The following is a 21550-nucleotide window of genomic DNA, read 5'->3' as shown; positions in this document are numbered from 1 at the left end:
TTTCAGACAATAAGCTCCTTCTTCACTCCATCCATAGACTCGCTCATGATTGTATACAAAATGCGTCCGTTACATTGTAAGAGAAGCCATTCATCATTTCACACCAAATTCATTCATTATTTCAAGGCAGCGTACAGCTCATTGATTTCTTTCACGTATTCGTCTCCACCGCTGCTTTTCCATAAAGCCGCCGCATCCGCGAAACCTTTCTCATCAATCTGTCCTACGATATATTTGATCCGGGCATCATTGATGATGTTGTCCAGCTGCGGCCCTTTCTGAGCATACACATCCGAGATCAACGGCTCACCCGGGTTAGCTACAACGATCTCCTCATTCGCCTTCTGCACCTGTGCAACCTTCTCCCGGACAGGGGTTGGCTCGACGCGAAGCGTTTTGTCCTCCGGAATAAACATCAGCATCTGATTTAGCCCCTGCACATCCCTAAGCGCCAGCTTGTCGGTCGTTGGAAGCACATAATCTCCTTTTTTCTCATACTGCTTGCCCTCGATACCGTTCCCCAGCAGAGCCTGCAGTTCGGGCTCGTTCAATTGATCCAGGAAATGCAGCACCTTCTTGAGCTCTTCTTCGGTTTTGACACTGCCTTTAGAGATCGCAATCATGCCTGAATACCCCGAGGTCGGCATATCCCGCAGTCCCTTCGGCCCCTCCATCGCCTGCAGCACATCTACACGCCCTGCAGCGTTCGGGTCCTTCTCCAAAATCTTCTGATCCATGCGCTGTGCATTATCTGCTACATCGACCATAACGCCCGCTTTCCCGTTCACAAACGGATCAGGCAGCTTCGTCGGGTCCATCACAGCAAAGTCCTTGTTGACCAAACCTTCGCTGTAGATTTGTCTGAAAAATTTCAATGCCTCCATATACTCCGGGGTCTCATGGGCAGGCATCAGGCCGCCTTTTCCGTCATCCCCCCACTTGTTCGGGGCCCCAAACCAAATCTGCATATTATCCCACGGACCCGTAAACTTGCTGGCAACCAGACCATAGGTGTCGTCTTTACCGTTTCCATCCGGGTCATCCTTCGTAAACGCTTTGAGAACATTGTAGAATTCTTCGATTGTCTTTGGCTCCTGCAGTCCCAGCTTCTCCAGCCAGTCTTTGCGAATCGTCACCCCGTTGCGTCCTAATGCACGTGCCCGATAGATTCCGTATGTTTTGCCATCAATAGAAGCGTTGTTCTTGATGATGTCATTCATCTGGCTCAGGTTCGGATAATCCTTCAAGTACGGGTCAAGCTCCCAGAACGCACCTGTCCGGGCCGCATTAATAAAGCTGGGCGACTTGCCAAGCACAACCATAATCTGAGGAAGCTTGCCTGATGCGAGTGTAATGTTGAATTTATCCTCATATGAGCTGCTTGGCACCCATTGCAGATCAACATCCACTTGGGTCAGCTCCTCCAGCTTCTGAATCACGGGACTGTTCGCAGGCGGATTCTCCGCTTCAAAGTTCGGAAGCATAACGGTAAGCTGCTGCTTCGCGCCTGCTCCTGATGCTCCTGACTGCTTGCTTTCTGTGGAGCATGCCCCTAAAACCGTGCCGAGTACCAGTGATGCCGAAAGCAGCCAAGCCCCTTTTTTCAACGCGTTCATGTGTACCATACGTTCTCCCCCTTGGTTTTAACCTTTGATTGAACCCAACATGACACCTTTGGCAAAATGCTTCTGCAAAAACGGATACACCAGCAAAATAGGGATGGTGCCTACAACGATTACCGCCATTTTGATCGACTGCTCGGGCGGCTGTACAAAGTTCGGGTCCATATTCGCCATATCTCCAACACTCGCCTGAGATAAAAGTACGATCTGCCGCAGCATGACCTGCAAGGGCCATTTGTCGCTGTCCGAGATGTACAGCAGCGCCGAGAAAAAGTTGTTCCAGTGTCCTACGGCATAGAACAAGGCAAAGGTGGCAATGACCGGCTTGGATAATGGCAGGACGATTCGCCACAGCACGCCGAGGTCCGAACAGCCGTCGATTCGGGCCGCTTCCTCCAGCCCAGGCGGCATTTGCTGAAAAAAGTTTTTGACAACGATTAAATTAAAAGCGCTAATCGCGCCGGGAAGCATCAAGGCCCAGTACGAATCGAGCAGTCCCAATCCGCGAATGACAAGATACGTCGGAATCATGCCCCCGCCAAACAGCATCGAGAAAATGACCATATTCATCAGCACGCTGCGGCCCCAGAAGTCACTTCGGGACAGCGGGTAAGCCATCGTAAGTGTGAAGAACAGATTCACCAGCGTGCCTGCCACGGTTATGAACACCGATACACCTATACTGCGGAATATGGTAGAGGACGAAAAAATATACTCGTAGGCGCTGAAGGAAAACACCTTCGGGATCAGAAAAAAACTGCGTTCTGTAATTTCGGCCTCCGTTGCAAACGAATTCCCTATAATATAGAGGAATGGAAGCACGGTTAAGATGCCCAGAAGGCCCAGCATGACATAGTTGAACACATCAAATGCCTTACCGGCGGGGCTGTTGTATAAACGGCTGTTCACGGGCGCTCCTCCTTGTTTTTTTACGACTAATAAATACCGGGATGACCAAACTTCTTCGCCAGTTTATTACTGCCCAGCACCAGAATGATGCCAACCACCGATTTAAACAGTCCGACAGCGGTACTGTAACTGAACGCGCCTTGTGTAATACCCACGGTGTACACGTACGTATCAAATACGTCGGCCACATCCCTGTTTAGCGAATTCGTCATCAGGTAAATCTGTTCAAACCCGGTATCCAGAAAGTTGCCCAGCCGCAGAATCAGCAAAATAACAATTGTCGTACGGATCGCCGGAAGTGTAATATGCCACATGCGCCGCATCCGTCCTGCTCCATCCACAATCGAAGCTTCATACTGCTCCGTATCTACTCCCGCAAGGGCTGCCAGGAAAATAATCGTGCCCCAGCCCATTTCCTTCCACATCATCTGAATGATAATCAAGGGCCGGAACGAACCCGGACTGGAGAGCACATCGACAGGCTGGCCTGTAATCCAGGCAATCAGATCATAGAGTACACCGCCCTGCGGGGTAAGGAACACATAGGTGATGCTTGCGATAATCACCATGGATACAAAATGCGGGACATATACCAGTGTCTGAATCGTTCTTTTGAAGAAAGCAACTCTAATTTCATTTAATAACAGAGCAATAATGATCGGAGCCGGAAAAAAGAAAATCAGATCATACAATGCCAGCAGCAGCGTATTTCGCAGCAATCGAAAGAAATCCGGGTTCGAGAAAAAGTTGGCGAAGTTCTCCATCCCGACCCACTCGCTCTGACGAATGCCAAGGAAGGGCTGATAATCCTGAAAAGCAATGACGATGCCCCACATCGGCAGGTATTTAAAGATCACAAAATACAAAAATCCGGGAAGCACAAGCACGTATAACCATTTGTTTCGTTTAATCTGTCTTTTCCAGTTGGCCTCCCGCTTCAGCGGCTGTAAGATTACCTCCGCCTGAGCAGCCATCGCCGATTGGCCTGTTTCACGATTGTTCATCTTCCCGTTCATGGTTCCCCCCCTTGTTGTCTGCGGCTTTGATTGTAAGCGTTACCAAAGTTATGTATTCAGACTATACAGCAGGCGTTTTGCAGGCAACCTTCATTTTTTGCTGTAACTGTACAGCTGTTGATAAATCCCGCTATAGCGCCATTTTCAAGGTGGTTTGCACATTTTGTTACAGGGTAAATTGCACTTTTTTGCCGCTTTCTCTTTCTTTGTCTGGTCTAAAAAATGAAAAGCCGGTATCTGCGTCATACAGACATCCGGCGGGATCAAACGGTTTTACCTTGACATCGAGGCGGGTGGAATGTACCGATGGTGCTGCTCCATGTGTTGTGTCCTATCCGTATACACCCTTTCCAGCCACTTCACCTCAAACAGGCTCGCTTAGGTCAAAACCACTGCTCACGGTACTGGCTTGGTGTGGTGCCCTCCTGTTTTTTGAAAATACGATTGAAATAGCTGTGCTGGTAACCAACTGCCGCAGCAACGTCGTTGATACGCATCGTTGTTTCACGCAGCAGCTGTTTGGCCGCTTCCATGCGAACCTGAGTGACATAATCAATAAAATTGCTCCCTGACACTTGTTTGAAGGCTTTGCTTAAAGCATAAGGAGTCATCTGCTCGATGTCTGCACAGATTTCCAACGAAACATCACTTGGGTAATGCTGCTCGATATACCTCATAGTTCGCTCTACCACCTGCTTCAGCGGCTCTTGAGAACGTGTCTGTATTTCCTGAATATAAGGTAGGAAAACCTCCTGAACCATCCACTGCCTCATCTGGAGCGGCTCGCGAATGACAGACAATTGTTCATACATGTTCCTGCCGCCAAACATCTTATATGGGGTGACTCCTGTCTGGAGCATCATATGCTGAACACTGCCGAGCAGCTGCAGCATCATCTGCTGTACTTGAAATTCAGTACGGCCCGTACTCGTAATATCAGACATGAAGGCCGCAAGCGCCTGCTCTGCTTCAGACAGATGCACCAGCCGCAGCGCCTGAATGATCTCACGTTCCAGACCCAGCGGATATGAGGCGCCCTCATCATTACGAAAGCACTGCTCATCCTCGAGATCGAGAATCTGACTGCCCTCTTCTACGCGGCGGTAAGCTGCCGCCTGTTCCATCTCCACCAGCTGTCCGGGCAGTTCCTGCAGTGCAGTCACGGGCCTGCTGACCATCAGTGTAACCTTTAATTGAATTGTATGTGCAATAACATCTACCAGCTCCTCCGCCCACAGCAGCGTCTGTACCTTGACCGACTCTGTCGCCGGAGCGATAATCAGCATCGCGGAAGAAAGATTATGAAAATTCATCACGCTGATCTGATTGAAATACCTTCGGGCAACTTCCTCAATAATATTAACGGCGGCAAAGGTCACCAGCCCTTTATCCCGACTCCCGAATCGGCCCTGCAGCTCGTCATATCCCGTAAAATACATCTGCACCAGCAGCAGCTGCCGGCCCTCCAGTTCAAAGCCAAGATGAGACATCCGCTGACGCAAGTCCTGCTCGGTATACGCATACATATGCCCCTGGATCAGCTGTAACACAAAGCTGGTTCGCAGATGCGGCAGCTGCTCCTGTAACTGACGATGTGCCGACATACTGCGTGATGTCAGTTCATGCCACTGCTGCTCCAGCAGCTCGAACTCATCCAATTTGGCCGTCAACGTCTCTTTGTCACTATCACTTCGTACAGGTGTGAGCAGATGCATCATACGAGCAATCGGAGAATAAATCCGACGTGACGCGAACCAAGACAGAATCAACCCTAATATAAGACTGCCTGCACTGGCAGTAACCATGATTTTCGACAACAACTTGACTGGAGAGGTGACTGCATTCAGAGGAGCAGCAGACACATATGTCCATGCCGAATCAATTCGATCCAACGTGCCGTAGGAAACAGAATAGGTTTGATCCTGGTAACGAAACAGGAAGGAACGGCTATCCCTATGAAGGTCAATTGCTTCTTTGAGCTGCCGTTCAAAATCAGAAGACTGCCCGCTGCCCGAATGGCCTGAAACGAGCGTGCGCCCTTCTTCATTCATGAGAAAGGTTAATCCCTCATCATACGGAGTAAGCGTTTTCAATAAACTGGCGGTCTTCTCCTTATCCAAGGTCACAATCAACGCTCCAAACGGATGCATGCTCTCTCCCGGTATTTTATGAACGAGCACAAGTGGACTGCCTTGAGTGATATTCTGGGGCTTCTCCCCGGCTGAATTCAAGGACTGATTTTGAGCTGCACTCAGGCCATTGTCTTGACCGCTCTCCACGGATGCGTATGCCGCGGTCCTGCTGCCAGGAAGCCAATCTGTCCAGTATACATGGTTCCCCATAGTCAGATACCGTTGATAACCTGCCGCAAGCGTGCTGTCCGTCAATTCGTTGTAATCGCGGTTAAACAGAATCGGCTTAGGTTCCTCCAGATACAGCTGTGCAGATTGAATCAACGGATGAGACCCCTGCAGCACATACAGCGTGGTTACAATATCCTGCGTTTCATTAAAATAATAAATAAAATCCAGATTCCGCAGTGCATTGCCAAACCTCGGTTCGAATGCCCAGTGGGATAGGTTCATCTCCAGGTAAGCGAGCTGGTCGTCCACATTCCTTGCCCTGTTCTCAATCTGGCTCTGATGCATGCGATTAAACTCATTTTCCATCCGTCCAACCACGAGCTGATACATGACGATACCGGTAATTAAACCGGGAATACTGACGATTAAAAGAATGAGCATCAGGCTGTTTCGGTAGAAACGGCCCTTGTGTCGTGTCGCTCTCCATTCTGGCCAATGCTTGAGTCTGACGGTCATGAAGTATCCTTCAACTCCCTGTTCAATAGTTAAGGTGTAAGCCCGTATCCCTTTTTTCTATTTACTTTGGATTTCAATCTTTCGATTTCTCTGAGAATATATGGATAACCTTCGTTTTCTGTATTATACGCACAATCAGCTCTTAATTGAAGGTGTGCGGGGGACAGCATTTTTTAACCCATGTTTTATTAACATGACAAAATGGATTACAATAGATTGAAAGCAGATTTGAAGGAGGCATTTTTCAATGAAAGAACAAACCTATTTTGAGCAAAACCGGGACAAACATCTGGCAGAACTGAATGAATGGTTATCCATTCCAAGTATTTCTGCCATTTCTGAGCATAAAGAAGATATCCAACGTGCCGCACGATGGGCAGCCGATGCTCTTACACGTGCTGGTATGGAACATGTCGAGATTATTCAGACGGCGGGACATCCGATTGTCTATGCAGATCATCTGCATGCTCCAGGTAAACCAACCGCTCTGATCTATGGACACTATGACGTACAGCCGGTTGATCCGCTTCACCTGTGGGAGACCCCTCCTTTCGAACCTACCATTCGTGACGGCAAGCTGTATGCCCGGGGCGCAACGGATGATAAAGGACAAATTTTTATACATATCAAAGCCGTTGAAGCCCTGCTTGCTGAGAACAAAGAGCTTCCGATCAACGTGAAATTCTGCATTGAGGGCGAAGAGGAAATCTCCAGCCCGAACCTGCCCATTTATTTGAATGACAATACGGACAAACTGCGTGCAGACATGGTGCTGATCTCGGATACGTCCCTTTTGGAAAAAGGAAAGCCTGCCATTTCCACAGGCCTGCGCGGTCTGTGCTCCATGCATGTGGACCTGTTCACTGCTAACACCGACCTGCACTCCGGTTCCTTCGGGGGTGGTGTACCGAATGCACTCCATGCCCTCGTATCGCTGCTGGCCTCCCTTCATGATGAGCAGGGCCGCGTGAGCGTGGATGGATTCTATGATGGTGTGCTGCCGCTGTCCCCTGAGATGAGAGAAGAATTCGTGAAGCAGGGATTCAACGAAGAACAGCTTCGTCAAGACCTTGGACTGGAGCAGCTGTATGGCGAGGAAGGTTACTCCTTTGTAGAGCGTGTAGGCGCACGTCCGACACTTGAACTGAACGGTGTATGGGGCGGATTCCAAGGCGAAGGCAGTAAAACGGTTATTCCAAAAGAAGCACACGCTAAAATCACCTGCCGTCTTGTCGCTGATCAAGATCCGCAGCAAGTGCTTGATTCGATTGAAGCTCACCTGCGTGCTCATGTACAACCAGGAGCGACTTTGCAGATCAAACAGATTGAGAAAGCTTTTGCGTTCAATACCGATCCGTCAGATCCTATCCTGCAAAAAGCTGCAGACGCGTATGCAAAAGTTTACGGCGTTCGTGCCCTTTTCACTAAGGATGGCGGTTCAATTCCGATTGTAGAGAAGCTTTCCCGTGTGCTTGGCGTACCTGCCGTAATGATGGGCTTTGGTCTGCCGGACGAAAATCTGCATGCACCGAATGAACACTTCAATCTGGAGAACTTTGATAAAGGATTGCTGACCGTCGTAGAGTTTATGAAAAGTCTGGCTTAACGGTTAAAACGGATGTGGGGGCGCTGGGTGGTCGTTCCGTTGGCGAATCGTTCTTTCGATCGCTGTTATTGCCCGGATTTCTTGGATTCTCTTCTTCCATGGGTGAAATCCGGCAATAAAGGCGAGCGCTTCGCTTCTCCAGAATCGATTTCGCCTCCTCCACTACGTCTGCGCCTTCCTATCTGTCCCTTTTAAAAATCAAGCCTCGCTTTTAGGGGGAGCAGCTGGAAACATAAGAAGACATCGGGGGCGCTGGGTGGGCCGTTCCGTTAGCGAATCGTTCTTTCGATCGCTGTTATTGCCCGGATTTCTTGGATTCTCTTCTTCCATGGGTGAAATCCGGCAATAAAGGCGAGCGCTTCGCTTCTCCAGAATCGATTTCGCCTCCTCCACTACGTCTGCGCCTTCCTATCTGTCCCTTTTAAAAATTAAGCCTCACTTTTAGGGGGAGCAGCTGGAAACATAAGAAGACATCGGGGCGCTGGGTGGTCGTTCCGTTGGCGAATCGTTCTTTCGATCGCTGTTATTGCCCGGATTTCGAACCACATATAACGATGAGAGAGCGGTGGCCTGCAGGGCCATCGTTTTTTCGTATGGATACAAATGCAGTGATCAATCTAATTTTACTTTTAGGTATAATATGGTAATATTCTCCTGCAAGCTGAATCTGAATGATGAGGTGAACTATGATGTCTGCTTCTCATCTGACCAAAACTGCACTCGCTCATTCGCTTAAAAGTCTAATGGAACATACACCGCTGAACAAAATAACGGTAAAACATCTGGTGGAAGACTGCGGCGTTAACCGGCAAACTTTTTATTATCATTTTCAGGACATTTATGCCCTGCTCGGATGGATTTACGAAACGGAAGCGGTGGAAAGCATCCATGCGTACCGCAGCTATGATACATGGACAGAGGGCTTCTACAAAATCTTTTGTTACATCGAAAATAATAAAGCCTTCTGCTGCAATACGCTCGAATCCCTTGGACGTTCTCATCTGGATGGTTATCTCTATCAAGTTACCCATGATCTGATTATGGGTGTAATTGATGAACTGGCTTGCGGGATCAAGGTTACCGGAGAGGACAAAGAGTTTGCTGCCAATTTCTACACACTGGCTTTCACAGGTCTGCTTATTCAATGGATGAGAGATGGGCTGAAAGAGCCGCCACAACGGATCATCGCCAAGCTGAGTGAATTGATTGAAGGAAATGTGCTCAGGGCACTGCATAAGTATGAACTTAAGTACGGGCTCTAGCACAGATATGAAGACGGAGAACTGGACGGAGGATCAGAACGGACAAAACAAACAGTAATAAAACAATGAATCATATTCGCAGTCGTAAATAGACAAGCAGCCCTCCTGTTAAGGAGGTGCGGCTTCTTTGTCATGAACGGGTTCATCATTCACTTAGAGCATGCTGTTCGATTGGGATGATGGATGATGAGATTTGTTTGGCTTGATTAACGCCCTAGACATTTTACCAAAAGTGACCAAAATTCAGACAGCTGTCTTCTTTTGATCATACCTTCTTTTTCGGTGCAGGTTTACATTGGGAATGTGAAGTATACACCATCTTTTGGAGGCGATTCATCGTGAAAAAAGAACACGGTCATAAACAGGTTTATTTTGTAGGCGGAGGTATTGCATCACTCGCAGGAGCAGCTTATTTGGTCAGAGACTGTGACTTCCCTGGCGAGAATATTCATATTATTGAAGAAATGTCCGTTCTCGGGGGCAGTAATGATGGAGCAGGTAACCCGGAGCAGGGTTACGTCATTCGCGGTGGACGCATGCTTAATGATGAAGCGTATGAAAATCTGTGGGAACTGCTCGCGACCATCCCTTCTATTGATCATCCAGGTATGTCGGTCAGAGAAGAGATTACAGCATTTGATTATGCCAACACCACACACTCCAATGCAAGATTAATTAACCGCGATGGTCAAGTGGAAGATGTATTATCCATGGGTTTTGATATGGCTGACCGACTGGCGATGGGCAAACTCATTATTACTCCTGAAGACACGCTGGGCAAATTGCGAATCAATGACTGGTTTGCACCACACTTTTTCCAAACGAACTTCTGGTATATGTGGGCGACTACCTTTGCATTCCAGCCTTGGCACAGTGCAGTGGAGTTCAAACGATACATGCTTCGCTTCTTTCACGAATTCCCGCGCATTCAAACCCTGGAGGGGGTTACACGTACACCTTACAACCAATATGATTCCATAATCCTGCCGCTGCACCGATATTTGGAGCCTTACGGCGTAGACTTCACACTGAAATGCACGGTCACAGATCTGGACTTCAAAGAAGGTGACGGTATAACGGTTAATCGTATGCATGTGCGGCGGAACGGTATGGAAGTGATTGACATTCATGAGGATGACCTGGTTATCGTTACTAACGGCTCTATGACGGAAGGTGCCGATCTCGGTTCTATGACTGCTGCTCCAAAACTGAACGGCAAGGGAAGCTCCTGGAAGCTGTGGGAGAACATTGCGGCGAAAAAACCGATGCTGGGCAGCCCGTCCTCTTTTAACGATCACGTCGATGAGTCCAAATGGGAATCGTTCACCGTCACCTTCCAAGATTCGGTTTTCTTTGATCTGATGGAAAAATTCACACGCAACCGTGCGGGTACAGGGGCACTCGTTACATTTAAAGACTCAAGCTGGTTTATGTCCGTTGTGCTCGCCTTCCAGCCCCATTTTCGGAATCAGCCCGAACACGTTACCGTATTCTGGGGCTATGGCTTGTACCCGGACAACGTAGGTGACTATGTGAAAAAAAGAATGTGTGACTGCACAGGTGAAGAGATTATGCAGGAACTGATCGGGCATCTTCATTTTCAGGAGCATCAGGAGGCGATTATGGCAACCGCCAATTGTATACCATGTATGATGCCTTATATTACTGCACAATTTATGCCCCGGCTGAACAGCGACCGCCCCAAAGTCGTGCCCGAAGGTTCAACAAACCTGGCGTTTATCAGTCAATTTTGTGAGATCCCCGACGACGTGGTGTTTACGGAAGAATATTCTGTGCGCGCTGCACGGATCGCCATCTATACGCTGCTTGGCATGAACCGCCCGGTGGAGCCGATCCACCAGTATCAATACGATGTGCGAACGCTGTTCAGCAGTTTCGTGACTTCGTTTAGATAAGAGTTGAAGACCAATTAAATTGAAGATGAAAATGTGCCCAGGCTGATGTGTGTAATATGTAAAATGCAATGAACCGGGTCTGGGATAAAGTAAGTGCGGAATTGGAGAGGTGCTGGATCGTAGGTATGGTAAAGATGAGTTGATGAAATGCACTATATGCTGGGTTGAAGATGGTGAAGGTGAGTTAATGAAAGATACTTGATAAGTTAGAGAGTAGATAAGTTGGTAAATGTTCGGTTAGCGAATTTTAGGTTAATGAATGTTGGGCTGAACCGAGGATGATATATCTGTGTGAAGACTCTGGTTTAATGCTGAATGAAGATTAGTTCCGCTGAAAAAGGTCCCGTCAATCTGGATTGAAGGGACTCTTTTTAAGGTGTGACCTCGGCACCGTACACGTTGAACCGAAGTCCCTCATTGAAGCTGTGAATCTCAGTTTTTAATTGAAGGATGGACATGTACATTGGCGTATGACATCTATCGGGTTGAATGAGGGATGCGTCTTACCGTATTCCCCACTTTCCCCCTCCTCCACGCCAGCAGCATAACAGGAAGCAGCCAATAATCTGGGTCGCTATTAGAGCAGCAATTAACAGCAGTACTGGAATATCAACTTGGTTCGGTTACCAGACATGGAAACTGCTGCGTCCACGCTCTAACGATTCGCACAAACCTTATTTGGAATAATCGGAAGCTTTTTCATCGCAAAATGACTGATTTATACCCAATAGCGTATCTGGGGATCGTTAAAATTTGAACGGTGTTGAACTCGGGTAAATAAGGTTTCTCAGAATCGTCAGAGCTTTTAAGGACAGACGTTAGTGCTTGAACCGGAATGATTAATAAAGCATGAGAGCAGCTCTAAAAAAAAGATTGCTTCTGCAAGGGCAATCGAGATCATTGGTAGGTACCCTCAGCCCACTGTTTGTTTCAGCTGTTTGCCGCAAGAAGAATTAGTTACTTAGGTATGATGTGTATGATGCTGCTGATTAACCCTCAGGCACAGACTTATACACTGCATATCTACCTTCTTCGCTGGAATATACATACTCCGGATGCTCTACAGAACGATATAATTTTGTACCTGAAGACAAAACAGAAGCCATGCCTGACTGGAACTTTTCGCTTTTATTTTTGTTGTACTTCATTGATATTTCTCCATACAAAATCGTATTTACAGCTTTAAATTCTGTTTCGTTAACGGTTTTGAGCTTTTTATAGAGAACAGACTCGATTAAAAATAGGTCACTATTCTTATCCTCTTCCATTAAACTTTGTGCCATTTCTTGGGTGGCGCTGGTCTCTGTGGTACAGCCCACTATACTTATTAATGTGATCGTAATTAAAAGAAGGCAGGACATCACTCTGGTCACTAATAAAACCTCCCCATATTGCGTTACCCCTTACCGCTTCACATTTTACATATCCATCCAACTTCAGAAAGATATATAGAATATAATAAAAAGAACGAAACTGAAAGTAATCCTATTCGGGCAGCTGATAGGTAGTCTTTAGTCGTTCATATAAAATATGTACATAAAAAGTCGCCCATTGGCGACCTTTTAAAAGTATATCCGAAAGTACTGTATCATTTCTGAACGGCGCAGGTGGTTGGGACAAACAGGAGGAACGACTTCAACCATCATCCTCATCATGCACAACCTTATGAACGAAACGTAGTAAATTTCAGCATGTGCACCAGCTTAGAGAAATGGGTGATTTCCTGATCCACGTCTCTCGTGTCGGTACCTGCCATGGCCTGATTGGCTCGCAGCGTTCTGCGTGTGTTCAGCATGCCTTCGATCAGCTTCATCACTGTGTTGCGTCCGCGATGGTCCACAATCATATATTTCTTGCGACTATCCAGCTCAATCCATACGATGTTGTTAAAGGTGGTGAACAAATGTTTGCGGTACTGTTCCATATCCGTCTCATTGTAATGCTCGCCATAAAAAGCATAATATCCGTGAATGTGCAGCTTCTCCGCCAGCACGGGGATGAACGGATCATGTTCAAGCATGGTGCCACGTTCCATGTTTCATGCCTCCGGTAATGATCCGCAGATCTCATTTTTGAGATCTATTTTAACATATTGTCCAGCATATTTCCTCAAACACTCCCACAGCTGCCATCGACTATCGTCATTATGGTGTCAACCCGTCGTTACGTCTGCTCCTTCAGCATGCTTCGCCATTCTTCTGCCCTTCACCCACACCGTGTCAATCTCCAGTTCCTCATTCAGCCAAACGATATCTGCCTGTTTTCCCTGTGTCAGGGAACCCGTGCGGTGATCAATACCAAGCAGGCGTGCAGGCGTCAGACTTGCAGCTCTAGAAGCAGCCATTAGACTCAGTCCGACTTCCTGCACAAGATAACGGAACCCACGAACCATGGTCAATGTGCTTCCTGCCAGCGCGCCGCCTTCTTTCAAACGTGCCTCGCCGTTCTTCACGACCACGGGCAGATCACCGATTTTGTATTCGCCGTCATCCAGTCCGGCTGCTGACATCGCATCCGTAATCAGCACAAGCTGATCGTTCCCCTGCTTCAATTGAGCAAGGATTGATATGGCCGCAGGATGGACATGTACGCCATCGGCGATCACTTCAGCACTGATGCGCGGATCACTCAGCACGGCCCCTGCCGTCCCCGGCTCCCGGTGATGCAGTGGTGTCATCGCGTTAAACGTATGTACAGCATGATGCAGCCCAGCTTCAACTGCGCGCTGTACATCGTCGTAAGCTGCATCAGTATGACCAAGGGCTGCTGTAATCCGCTGTTCTCGCAGCCAAGAAATAACCTCCAGCGCACCTTCACGTTCTGGTGCCAGCGTCACCTGCCGGATCAGGCCCGGGTATTGTTTTTCCCATCCCTGCAGCCAGCTGACATCGGGAAGCACGATATGATCGGGATTTTGTGCACCAGGCCACTTCGGACTGAAAAAAGGCCCCTCTAAATGTACACCTTCCAGCTGTGCATACGGCATTTCCCCGGAACGGTAGCGGTCTACTTCAGCCAAAACGTGATCCAGCCGTTCTTTCGGAGCCGTCATGGATGTTGCCAGCATCGCTGTTGTCCCCTGTGAACTGTGAAATGAAGTAATCTTGTCCAGCACGTCGCGACTGGCATCCATGAAATCTTCTCCGTTACCGCCATGTACATGGATATCAATAAATCCAGGTACAATTAGGCCTGTTCCTTTTGCAGGAAGTGATCCTGCTTCTCGCCGAATGCGTTCAGGTAGACCTTCCGGTATGCCGGCATATACGATTTTCCCAGCGCACCAGGCGATCAGGCCGTCTTCCAGCAATTCATCGGCAAGCAGCAGTCTGCCGCGGAGCAAATTCAGCTTCTTTTCCAACTCACTGCTGCTGACTTTAGGATTCGTTTCGGTCATCTAACCAGCCTCCCTGCCGCTCGATCCAGTAATACAACCACGTTCGGATGACACTGCAGCAAGGATGCCGGACAGGTCGTTGTGATTGGACCCATGAACGCTTCGCGGATAATTTCCGCTTTCTCTTCGCCACGGGCGATGAGCAGGATTTGTTTTGCTTTTAAAATAGAACCTACACCCATCGTAATCGCCTGCGCCGGAACTTCGTCGATGCTGTCAAAAAAACGGGCGTTTGCCTTTCTCGTCTCTTCCTTCAAGTCCACCACATGGGTGCGGCCCGTCAATTCCGTTCCAGGTTCATTAAAACCAATATGGCCGTTATGCCCAATGCCAAGCAATTGCAGATCGACCGGCCCCCGCTCCTCCAGACGCTGCTCGTAACCGGCACATTCTGCGGCTAGATCCGCTGCCTCACCATTCGGTACATTCGTGCGGGATAGATCCATGTCGATATGATTAAACAGCTGCTCATTCATAAAACTGCGGTAGCTTTCCCGATGCCCGGTAGGCAGACCTACATATTCATCCAGATTAAAGGACGATGCCTGTGCGAAACTCACCAATCCCTTCTGATACATTGCAATTAACTGCTTATAAATTCCTACAGGTGAACTTCCTGTTGCAAGTCCGAGAACGGCACGAGGTTTCGTCTGCAGCAAGCTGGCGATCAAGCCTGCACCTGTCGCGTTCAAATCTTCTTCATTTTCAAAAATACGAATATTCATCTGTCAAGCACCTCCGGTGTGATGGAAACGATAGGACTGCACATTGTGATACGACTGCTCAAGTTTAGGTATAAATTGATCAAAATCCGCACTCACCATGCCCGTGAACAAAATATCGATCACATGCAGCAGCGCAATGCGTGAAGCCATATCCCCGCGCCGCATTCCTTCTTCGAGAGAAGAGGTGAAGAGTGGAATATCGGACACTGCAGCGAGTGAGCTGCTGCCGTATGACGTCAGCGAGATAGCAGCAGCCCCAGCCTGTTTGGCACAAGTCAGCGCGTCAATTGTCTCCGGGGTTTCACCTGAGTAGGATACGGCCATCGCCACATCTCCTGGCCCCAGCGAGGACGCGGATGTAATCTGCATATGGGAATCGGAAAAGGCGGTACAGCTTTTGCCGATCCGCACAAGCTTTTGGTAAAAATCCTGTGTCACAATAGACGACGTGGCCACCCCGTAAAGGTCAATACGACGGGCCTGGCACAAGAGCTGCACCGCTTGTTCCAGTCTGCCCAGGTCCAGTAAACGTGTAGTGTCAGCGATAGAGGCAAGATGGTTCGCTTCAATGGCCGCCACAATTTTAGATAATGAGTTGCCTGCAACGATATCCTGATATGCTGTTTCATTCGGCGTGTGCGACAGCTCAGAAGCAAGCTTCATTTTGAGATCAGGAAAACCTTTGAAGTGAAATGATTTGCAAAAACGGGTTACCGTCGCCGCGCTTGTCCCGCTCTGCTCAGCCAATTTATTAATCGTCATGCCCGGTACATCCGACGGCGATTGTAAAATAATCTCGGCGATCCGCCGCTCCTGTGATGGCAGATTGTTTAATTCCTGCTGTAAAGCATGTAATATAGCCGCCATAGGCACCTCCTTGTTATTTGACTTTTATTATGAAAATTATTTTTATTTTTTATATAAATATAACGAAAATTATTTTTATATCTTCATTCTAATCAAGTTGATCTGGCAAAGCAAGAGGATTTTCCCTTGAACTGGTGCTGTGAGCAGCGCGGAGAAAACCAGCTGAAATCCGTTACAATTGGTTTGAAGTTTTCTCACAATTTGCTAAAGTTAATCGTATGAAATGGTGCACGGCACATCCATCTCATAGGACATCTCACATTGACGTGCTGTATTCATTAATAAAGGGGTATTTCTCATGAATCGTAGACAGCGCAGCAAAATCGTTCCGAGCATGTGGATCATAGCAGTTAAGCATAATGACACTTCAGCCATTTATTATTCGCTTTGCGCTATCGACTGGAAACGCGGAGCTCGGTTGAGCTGGGAAGGTTGGGAAGATTACGAAGAGTTTTTGCAATTTCAGGTGCCGATCAGGCGTAAAATGGAAGGACGCACCACCTTGTCTCAGCCTGCCGCCAAAATCGCTAAAAAGGCGCTGTATCTGCATTTAAATGACGCGCAGTTTGAAGAATTGGAGCGGTTATTTTATCAACCATTTTCGAGGAAAAGATGGATAGGGTTTATAAAGAAGCATAAATTGTAAAGGGGAGGTTTGATGAAAGTGAAGAAGAGATGGATTTGGATGTCTGCATCCATTGTAGTCGCTATTGTGGGGATGCTTCCAACTTATATAGATTATAATCAAAGACAAAATGAATATTATGTTTTCATGGAGAACAATTCTGAATACGTAACTCAAACATTAGAGAAGAATGATATTCCGTATCTCATTGATGAACGCGGGCGATTACTGATTAAAAGGAAATACGATAAAAAAGTTGTCGTCTGCTGCACATAATAAAACATACAATGAAGTCATTCCACAAAAAAGCCTTTCCCCATGCTTCATACCGAAGGCTAGAGATAGGCTTTTGTGCTGCCTCGTTTAACTGTAATTCGCGGCCAAATCTTCAGTTCTCCGAGCTTAATCAGCTCTACAACTGCCTGCGAACGACCCTTAACATTGAGTTTCTGCATCACATTCATAATGTAGTTTGAAACACACAAAAAACTACAGCCTACCTAATGTTATTGAAAAGGTTAGCAGAAGAAGAAGCAAACCGCATATTCCCCATGAGGAAGAATGAGCAATTATCTAGATTAAATGAGCACGTATGCGAACAATTAGAAAAGACTTGCCTGAAATACATAACAGAGTACGGATGGGTAACTGAACACAGAATCATAGAAAATACATACTTAGAAAACCTACGAAATCCAATCCATTCCATATTCAGTTTCACTCCATGGCTGACGTTCACCTTCATCCACAACTTACGTTGTGTCTGTCATTTGGTTTACTTTGTGGGACAATCCTTTAGTTCTTTAATTTAAATTTTATGGTATAATAAGGTAGAAATATGTCGAAAGCACTATTGAAAAATATTTATCTCCAAAACTTGCGATTTGTCTTTTTTTTATCTAGTAACACCAAAAAAATGTTAAAAATTCTATAATATTTACTTAATTTATTACATTCTCCTAGTTAGGACTGTTCAATGCTTTCTTTATATTTTTCATATATGTTATTAATTAATATTTACACTTTAGTCCTATATACCATTCCATTTTTTAGTAATACAATTATGTAAGTAATTCGAGCACAATTACATACTACTCGCCATAGAGGAGGAATTACATTGGCATTCAATAAAATTTTAGGTGTTGGTGTAGCTTTGTCTGTATTATTAACTGCAAATTCAGCTAGTGCTGGTGCATTAGAAGAAAGAGTAAAGGATACTTATACCAACCCTCCGATCACTGTGGAGAACTCTGATGATCCGATTATTACTCCTTTTGATGTTCAACTTATTAGACCTGAGAATTACAGCAGTTACAATGCATATGAGAAGTCCTTTTCAATGGACCCCGGTAACGGAAGTGATGGAAACCTTTGGATCAAGAATACAAGTTCAGATGACCTTTGGGTAAAGGTTTTTGTAAATGGCGGTGATGACCCTCTTGAAGTTTCCGTAAAAAAAGGGGCTCAAAAAACAATCTCTTTTTATGTTGGTGTGACCACTAGTTATAAAATTTATGTATACAGCAAGACGGGACATAAAATCGAAATGTCTATTTCAGCAAGACAATTCTAATGTAATTATACATCTAGGGGGATATTTCTTATGAAGTATCCTCTTTCCATTTCATATAGCAGACTCAGAAAACATAATAATTGAATGCCAAACTACCCCCTCCTACTTATAGAGGGTTATTTGTGTTGATGGTGGCATTGTGACCAGCGAGCATTCAATCATTCAAATTTCAATCATCGTGTAGGAGTAGGAGTACTACGGCTATATTCTGTAGAAAGTCAACTTTTTGGATTTCAATCCCCCCATCATATCCTATGATCAGGGTAGCGTTTCAGCATGTATCTTCACTAAATCCAACATTGCGGTATGGCTAGATGTGCTGTAGCAACATCTGGAAATAATAAGCAAAATTCAGGTTTGAATATACCCCATGTGGGTATTAAACATCTGCACATGCGTTAACGCACATGATATAATTATATATGTAAGGGGGTGATACATATGGATATCTGGGGGAAGATTGGAGTCATCGTTGGGACACTGACCTTTGCCAGACTTATCACCAAAGACATAATAGAATGGAAATTTTTAGGAAATGATAGATTCTTTTGAGTAGGCTTGTACTTGAGGTGTTTCCATATCCAGCAGAACAGGATAGTCGATAAGCTGTGGCTTCGGAATCACTACATCACCAAATCCGATATCAAACTGCAAGATCTCTTTCTCATACGCCCTAGAAGTGCTGTTACCTTAATTCTCACACCTTCATAATCTGCATCTTCTTTAATTCTCTCTGTTGTCATTTTATCCAACTGAAAAAAAACGCCATCTGAGGGTACGCTAATGGAGCAAATTGCAATGAATGACTCTCTTAATAATTCCAATTCATTAGCAATCTGTCTGGCGAGAAAATCAACATCTTTGGTTGGACGCGCTTTGAACTGCGTTTGCGAAAATAAAAATAGTCCCCCCTTTAAAATGAACTTATCTCTGAAATCAGAGATGGATAAACGGTATAAGAACCGCTCCTGAAAATATAAAAGCAGCAGCGTATCAAAAGCCTTTCCTGATTCTTTGGCTATATTCTTCAAGCGTTCTGAAACAGAAGCGGGAATGTTTTTAATCTCACTCATCAGATTAATACCTCCAGATACTTTTGCAAAACCGTTTGAATCCTCAGCTTATCAGCATATGAAACAAGCTTGGTTATGTTTTTATTAGATGATTTAAGGTAATTCCTCAACCCTTCCTTCATCAAATCCATTCCAAGCTTCTCTCGATATCTCACCATATCACAAATCGTTTTTTCACGATCATAAATTCTAACTACCGAGCCATCGATATCTACTTCATCGATTCCAATGCTGTATTGAGCATCTGCCAGATAGATTATTTTAATAGGAGGATAGTCTGGAAGTTTTGGCTTTTTACTGCCGCGATGAATAGCGATTCGGTACTCCCAAGGATTGTAGGTTGTCAGCTCGTAGTAGGAAAGTGCAGAGAGAAGACAAATCACTCCTTTAGGGACCAGCTTTGACACTTCAACCATTTCATTGGGCGCTTCCTGTATTAGCCCTGATTGTCGGTAAAGCCCTTGCTTTATTCGTTCAATCTCACCAATGAATTCCAACTTTTTTATGTGATATGGAGATACACCCGCTTTGATAAAATCCTTTGTTCGAGCAATCCCATGATGCTCCGCCAGCACGTGCCTTGCCTCAGCTTTGATCTGCTCATTCATGCATTCACCGCCATTCATAATTGCTAGAAGATTTTATCTTCTTAAAAAGGTATTCGAGTTTACTTTATGATTCCCTTTTATTTATTCACAAAAAACTCTGCACTTAGACGTATAAGCAGATAATAAGGTTACGTTGGGAACAATATAGGTTTATTAATCCAATCATTCATTAACAAAAAAGCCTTTCCCCATGCTTCATATCGAAGGATAGAGAAAGGCTTTTGTGCTGCCTCGTTTAACTGTAATTCGCGGCTAAATCTTCAGTTCTCCGAGCTTAATCAGCTCTACAACTGCCTGCGAACGACCCTTAACATTGAGTTTCTGCATCACATTGGAGATATGGTTACGCACCGTTTTCTCGCTGATGAATAACTGCCCTGCGATGTCACGCGTTGTTTTGTCCTGAACCAGTAATTCGAATACTTCGCGTTCACGGTGGGTTAACAAAAATTTGCTTTTATGATGATCGATACCCTTCAATGTTCACCCCTCCTTGCTCGGGTTGTGTTGGTGTAACAAGGTTAAGGGGATACAGTCAACTCATCTTATGTCAGATCAAGGGCGTTGGTTCAGTTTTATAAGAAAAATGGGCAGTTGAACGGGTATTCTCTTTTATTCATTTTCTTCACTCGAGAGCCGATATACATAAAACAACTTGTATTAAAATTGACAGCCTTCCATAAAAGGAGCCACACATGAATGGATATTATTCAAGCACTAATTGAAAGCATGCCTTATTTTCGGGCAGCCATCCGGCAAGATGTAACGTTATCCCTAATTGATCGAGAGAAATATCTGTACTTCTCTTCAGGAGAATCTGAAATTTAAGACGGGAGATCCACTCCCTGAGGCTAATCGTAATTTTGCCGATCTACAAAACGGCACGACAACGACATACAGTCACTTTCCGAAGGAGATATTCGGCGTTCCCTTCGATGTCGCTTTCATTCCTGTCAAAAATGTCGCTGACGAGATAGTCGCCGTATTTACCCTCGTATACAGCATGGAAAACCAGGAAAAGCTCAGCAGCTATTGAACATCGTTGAAGGACTAACCAACCAACTGGTGGACAGTGTACAGCATGTTGCAGCTCATTCGGAAGAGCTGAGCGCTACCTCCGAAGAGATGCTGAGCAATACGAAAAAAGCGGTTCAGACTTCTGGCGGGGTAACTCAGGTTGCTGGATTTATTCGCGAGATCTCCGAGCAGACGAACTTGCTGGGCCTTAATGCGGCCATTGAAGCCGCACGTGTCGGGGATGCAGGAGCCGGTTTTGGGGTAGTAGCCAAGGAAATTCGCAAACTGTCTGTTGATACCAAAAATGCCACTAACGAAATTGAGAAGTCCTTACTGACGGTGAGACAGTCCGTCCAATTGTTAGATAACGACCTTGGCGAAATTACGGCAAGTTCACAGGAACAGGCTGAGCTCGTCAGCGAATTTATGGAAACGATCAACCACTTGAACGAAACGACGAAAGAGTTAAAACAATTCATGCAGCAATTAATTAGTATTCATGAATCTTAAATAGA

22 protein-coding genes are annotated in these 21550 nt (G+C 46.0%); 8 read left to right on the top strand and 14 right to left on the bottom strand.

What is annotated here, in order from left to right; genetic code table 11:
• Positions 1–116: 116 nt before the first annotated feature.
• The 4 genes from ABXS70_RS02775 to ABXS70_RS02760 form a co-directional block, all read right to left on the bottom strand.
• Positions 117–1616: an extracellular solute-binding protein gene (locus tag ABXS70_RS02775; protein WP_366296519.1), complete on the bottom strand. Its 1500-nt coding sequence runs from the start codon at positions 1614–1616 to the stop codon at positions 117–119.
• Between the two features lie 27 nt (positions 1617–1643).
• The gene (locus ABXS70_RS02770; RefSeq protein WP_366296517.1) at positions 1644–2471 is read right to left on the bottom strand and encodes a carbohydrate ABC transporter permease; all 828 of its coding nucleotides are present in this window, start codon (positions 2469–2471) and stop codon (positions 1644–1646) included.
• An 86-nt stretch (positions 2472–2557) separates the two neighbouring features.
• Positions 2558–3505 carry an ABC transporter permease subunit gene (locus ABXS70_RS02765; protein ID WP_366296515.1) on the bottom strand — a complete coding sequence of 316 codons (948 nt, stop codon included), beginning with the start codon at positions 3503–3505 and terminating at the stop codon, positions 2558–2560.
• Positions 3506–3930: 425 nt separating this feature from the next.
• The gene (locus ABXS70_RS02760) at positions 3931–6366 is read right to left on the bottom strand and encodes an AraC family transcriptional regulator (RefSeq protein ID WP_366293700.1); all 2436 of its coding nucleotides are present in this window, start codon (positions 6364–6366) and stop codon (positions 3931–3933) included.
• A gap of 247 nt (positions 6367–6613) precedes the next feature.
• On the opposite strand from ABXS70_RS02760, the gene ABXS70_RS02755 reads away from it, so the two are divergent.
• The 3 genes from ABXS70_RS02755 (at position 6614) to ABXS70_RS02745 (ending at position 11150) form a co-directional block, all read left to right on the top strand.
• Positions 6614–7972, top strand: a complete 1359-nt coding sequence (locus ABXS70_RS02755) for a dipeptidase (RefSeq protein ID WP_366293697.1) — start codon at positions 6614–6616, stop codon at positions 7970–7972.
• Positions 7973–8658: 686 nt separating this feature from the next.
• Positions 8659–9234: a TetR-like C-terminal domain-containing protein gene (locus ABXS70_RS02750; RefSeq protein WP_342552572.1), complete on the top strand. Its 576-nt coding sequence runs from the start codon at positions 8659–8661 to the stop codon at positions 9232–9234.
• A 338-nt stretch (positions 9235–9572) separates the two neighbouring features.
• On the top strand, positions 9573–11150 hold the full coding sequence (locus tag ABXS70_RS02745) for an oleate hydratase (protein WP_366293694.1): 1578 nt from the start codon (positions 9573–9575) through the stop codon (positions 11148–11150).
• 989 nt (positions 11151–12139) lie between these two features.
• Here ABXS70_RS02745 and ABXS70_RS02740 read toward each other — a convergent pair.
• The 5 genes from ABXS70_RS02740 to ABXS70_RS02720 form a co-directional block, all read right to left on the bottom strand.
• Complete coding sequence (locus ABXS70_RS02740; protein WP_366293691.1) at positions 12140–12523, bottom strand: hypothetical protein; 384 nt, start codon at positions 12521–12523, stop codon at positions 12140–12142.
• Between the two features lie 290 nt (positions 12524–12813).
• On the bottom strand, positions 12814–13185 hold the full coding sequence (locus ABXS70_RS02735; RefSeq protein WP_342552575.1) for a hypothetical protein: 372 nt from the start codon (positions 13183–13185) through the stop codon (positions 12814–12816).
• 117 nt (positions 13186–13302) lie between these two features.
• Positions 13303–14547 (bottom strand): N-acetylglucosamine-6-phosphate deacetylase, encoded by a 1245-nt coding sequence (gene nagA, locus ABXS70_RS02730; RefSeq protein ID WP_342552576.1) that lies wholly within the window; start codon positions 14545–14547, stop codon positions 13303–13305.
• Positions 14544–15272 (bottom strand): glucosamine-6-phosphate deaminase, encoded by a 729-nt coding sequence (nagB, locus tag ABXS70_RS02725; protein WP_342552577.1) that lies wholly within the window; start codon positions 15270–15272, stop codon positions 14544–14546. The genes nagA and nagB overlap by 4 nt, the downstream gene beginning before the upstream one ends.
• A 3-nt stretch (positions 15273–15275) precedes the next feature.
• Positions 15276–16139, bottom strand: coding sequence for a MurR/RpiR family transcriptional regulator (locus ABXS70_RS02720; protein WP_342552578.1), 864 nt, complete (start codon positions 16137–16139; stop codon positions 15276–15278).
• 298 nt (positions 16140–16437) lie between these two features.
• On the opposite strand from ABXS70_RS02720, the gene ABXS70_RS02715 reads away from it, so the two are divergent.
• Together ABXS70_RS02715 and ABXS70_RS02710 are read left to right on the top strand one after the other, a co-directional pair.
• Positions 16438–16785 carry a hypothetical protein gene (locus tag ABXS70_RS02715; RefSeq protein ID WP_366293685.1) on the top strand — a complete coding sequence of 116 codons (348 nt, stop codon included), beginning with the start codon at positions 16438–16440 and terminating at the stop codon, positions 16783–16785.
• Between the two features lie 12 nt (positions 16786–16797).
• The gene (locus ABXS70_RS02710) at positions 16798–17040 is read left to right on the top strand and encodes a hypothetical protein (protein ID WP_366293682.1); all 243 of its coding nucleotides are present in this window, start codon (positions 16798–16800) and stop codon (positions 17038–17040) included.
• 59 nt (positions 17041–17099) lie between these two features.
• Here ABXS70_RS02710 and ABXS70_RS02705 read toward each other — a convergent pair whose 3' ends face one another.
• Positions 17100–17249: a hypothetical protein gene (locus ABXS70_RS02705; RefSeq protein WP_366293679.1), complete on the bottom strand. Its 150-nt coding sequence runs from the start codon at positions 17247–17249 to the stop codon at positions 17100–17102.
• A 632-nt stretch (positions 17250–17881) separates the two neighbouring features.
• On the opposite strand from ABXS70_RS02705, the gene ABXS70_RS02700 reads away from it, so the two are divergent.
• Positions 17882–18337 (top strand): hypothetical protein, encoded by a 456-nt coding sequence (locus tag ABXS70_RS02700; protein ID WP_366293676.1) that lies wholly within the window; start codon positions 17882–17884, stop codon positions 18335–18337.
• Positions 18338–18865: 528 nt separating this feature from the next.
• Here ABXS70_RS02700 and ABXS70_RS02695 read toward each other — a convergent pair.
• The 4 genes from ABXS70_RS02695 to ABXS70_RS02680 form a co-directional block, all read right to left on the bottom strand.
• Entirely contained in the window at positions 18866–18961 is a 96-nt protein-coding gene (locus tag ABXS70_RS02695) for a hypothetical protein (protein ID WP_366296513.1), read from the bottom strand.
• A complete protein-coding gene (locus ABXS70_RS02690) occupies positions 18961–19410 on the bottom strand; it encodes a nucleotidyl transferase AbiEii/AbiGii toxin family protein (RefSeq protein WP_366293673.1) in 450 nt (149 codons plus the stop codon). Before ABXS70_RS02690 ends, ABXS70_RS02695 begins: the two co-directional genes overlap by 1 nt.
• Positions 19410–20018, bottom strand: a complete 609-nt coding sequence (locus ABXS70_RS02685; protein WP_342552584.1) for a type IV toxin-antitoxin system AbiEi family antitoxin domain-containing protein — start codon at positions 20016–20018, stop codon at positions 19410–19412. The genes ABXS70_RS02690 and ABXS70_RS02685 overlap by 1 nt, the downstream gene beginning before the upstream one ends.
• Positions 20019–20270: 252 nt before the next feature.
• The gene (locus tag ABXS70_RS02680) at positions 20271–20498 is read right to left on the bottom strand and encodes a helix-turn-helix transcriptional regulator (protein WP_090919235.1); all 228 of its coding nucleotides are present in this window, start codon (positions 20496–20498) and stop codon (positions 20271–20273) included.
• Positions 20499–20717: 219 nt separating this feature from the next.
• Here ABXS70_RS02680 and ABXS70_RS02675 point away from each other — a divergent pair, with 219 nt between their 5' ends.
• Together ABXS70_RS02675 and ABXS70_RS02670 are read left to right on the top strand one after the other, a co-directional pair.
• Positions 20718–20846 (top strand): hypothetical protein, encoded by a 129-nt coding sequence (locus ABXS70_RS02675; protein ID WP_366293669.1) that lies wholly within the window; start codon positions 20718–20720, stop codon positions 20844–20846.
• Positions 20847–21050: 204 nt separating this feature from the next.
• Entirely contained in the window at positions 21051–21545 is a 495-nt protein-coding gene (locus tag ABXS70_RS02670) for a methyl-accepting chemotaxis protein (RefSeq protein ID WP_366293666.1), read from the top strand.
• The last annotated feature ends 5 nt before the right edge of the window (positions 21546–21550 follow it).

The sequence above is a fragment of the Paenibacillus sp. AN1007 genome (assembly GCF_040702995.1).
Classification (GTDB): domain Bacteria; phylum Bacillota; class Bacilli; order Paenibacillales; family Paenibacillaceae; genus Paenibacillus.
This window is presented reverse-complemented; position numbering and strand designations above follow the sequence as displayed.

Bases quoted from the DNA above. Each gene is read 5' to 3' on its own strand.
- ABXS70_RS02775 (WP_366296519.1), bottom strand. From the start codon at position 1,616: ATGAACGCGTTGAAAAAAGGGGCTTGGCTGCTTTCGGCATCACTGGTA.
- ABXS70_RS02710 (WP_366293682.1), top strand. From the start codon at position 16,798: ATGAAAGTGAAGAAGAGATGGATTTGGATGTCTGCATCCATTGTAGTC.
- ABXS70_RS02685 (WP_342552584.1), bottom strand. From the start codon at position 20,018: ATGAATGAGCAGATCAAAGCTGAGGCAAGGCACGTGCTGGCGGAGCAT.
- ABXS70_RS02735 (WP_342552575.1), bottom strand. From the start codon at position 13,185: ATGGAACGTGGCACCATGCTTGAACATGATCCGTTCATCCCCGTGCTG.
- ABXS70_RS02720 (WP_342552578.1), bottom strand. From the start codon at position 16,139: ATGGCGGCTATATTACATGCTTTACAGCAGGAATTAAACAATCTGCCA.
- ABXS70_RS02770 (WP_366296517.1), bottom strand. From the start codon at position 2,471: ATGCTGGGCCTTCTGGGCATCTTAACCGTGCTTCCATTCCTCTATATT.
- ABXS70_RS02690 (WP_366293673.1), bottom strand. From the start codon at position 19,410: ATGAGTGAGATTAAAAACATTCCCGCTTCTGTTTCAGAACGCTTGAAG.
- ABXS70_RS02715 (WP_366293685.1), top strand. From the start codon at position 16,438: ATGAATCGTAGACAGCGCAGCAAAATCGTTCCGAGCATGTGGATCATA.
- nagB (WP_342552577.1), bottom strand. From the start codon at position 15,272: ATGAATATTCGTATTTTTGAAAATGAAGAAGATTTGAACGCGACAGGT.
- ABXS70_RS02750 (WP_342552572.1), top strand. From the start codon at position 8,659: ATGATGTCTGCTTCTCATCTGACCAAAACTGCACTCGCTCATTCGCTT.
- ABXS70_RS02675 (WP_366293669.1), top strand. From the start codon at position 20,718: ATGGATATTATTCAAGCACTAATTGAAAGCATGCCTTATTTTCGGGCA.
- ABXS70_RS02755 (WP_366293697.1), top strand. From the start codon at position 6,614: ATGAAAGAACAAACCTATTTTGAGCAAAACCGGGACAAACATCTGGCA.
- nagA (WP_342552576.1), bottom strand. From the start codon at position 14,547: ATGACCGAAACGAATCCTAAAGTCAGCAGCAGTGAGTTGGAAAAGAAG.
- ABXS70_RS02760 (WP_366293700.1), bottom strand. From the start codon at position 6,366: ATGACCGTCAGACTCAAGCATTGGCCAGAATGGAGAGCGACACGACAC.
- ABXS70_RS02765 (WP_366296515.1), bottom strand. From the start codon at position 3,505: ATGGCTGCTCAGGCGGAGGTAATCTTACAGCCGCTGAAGCGGGAGGCC.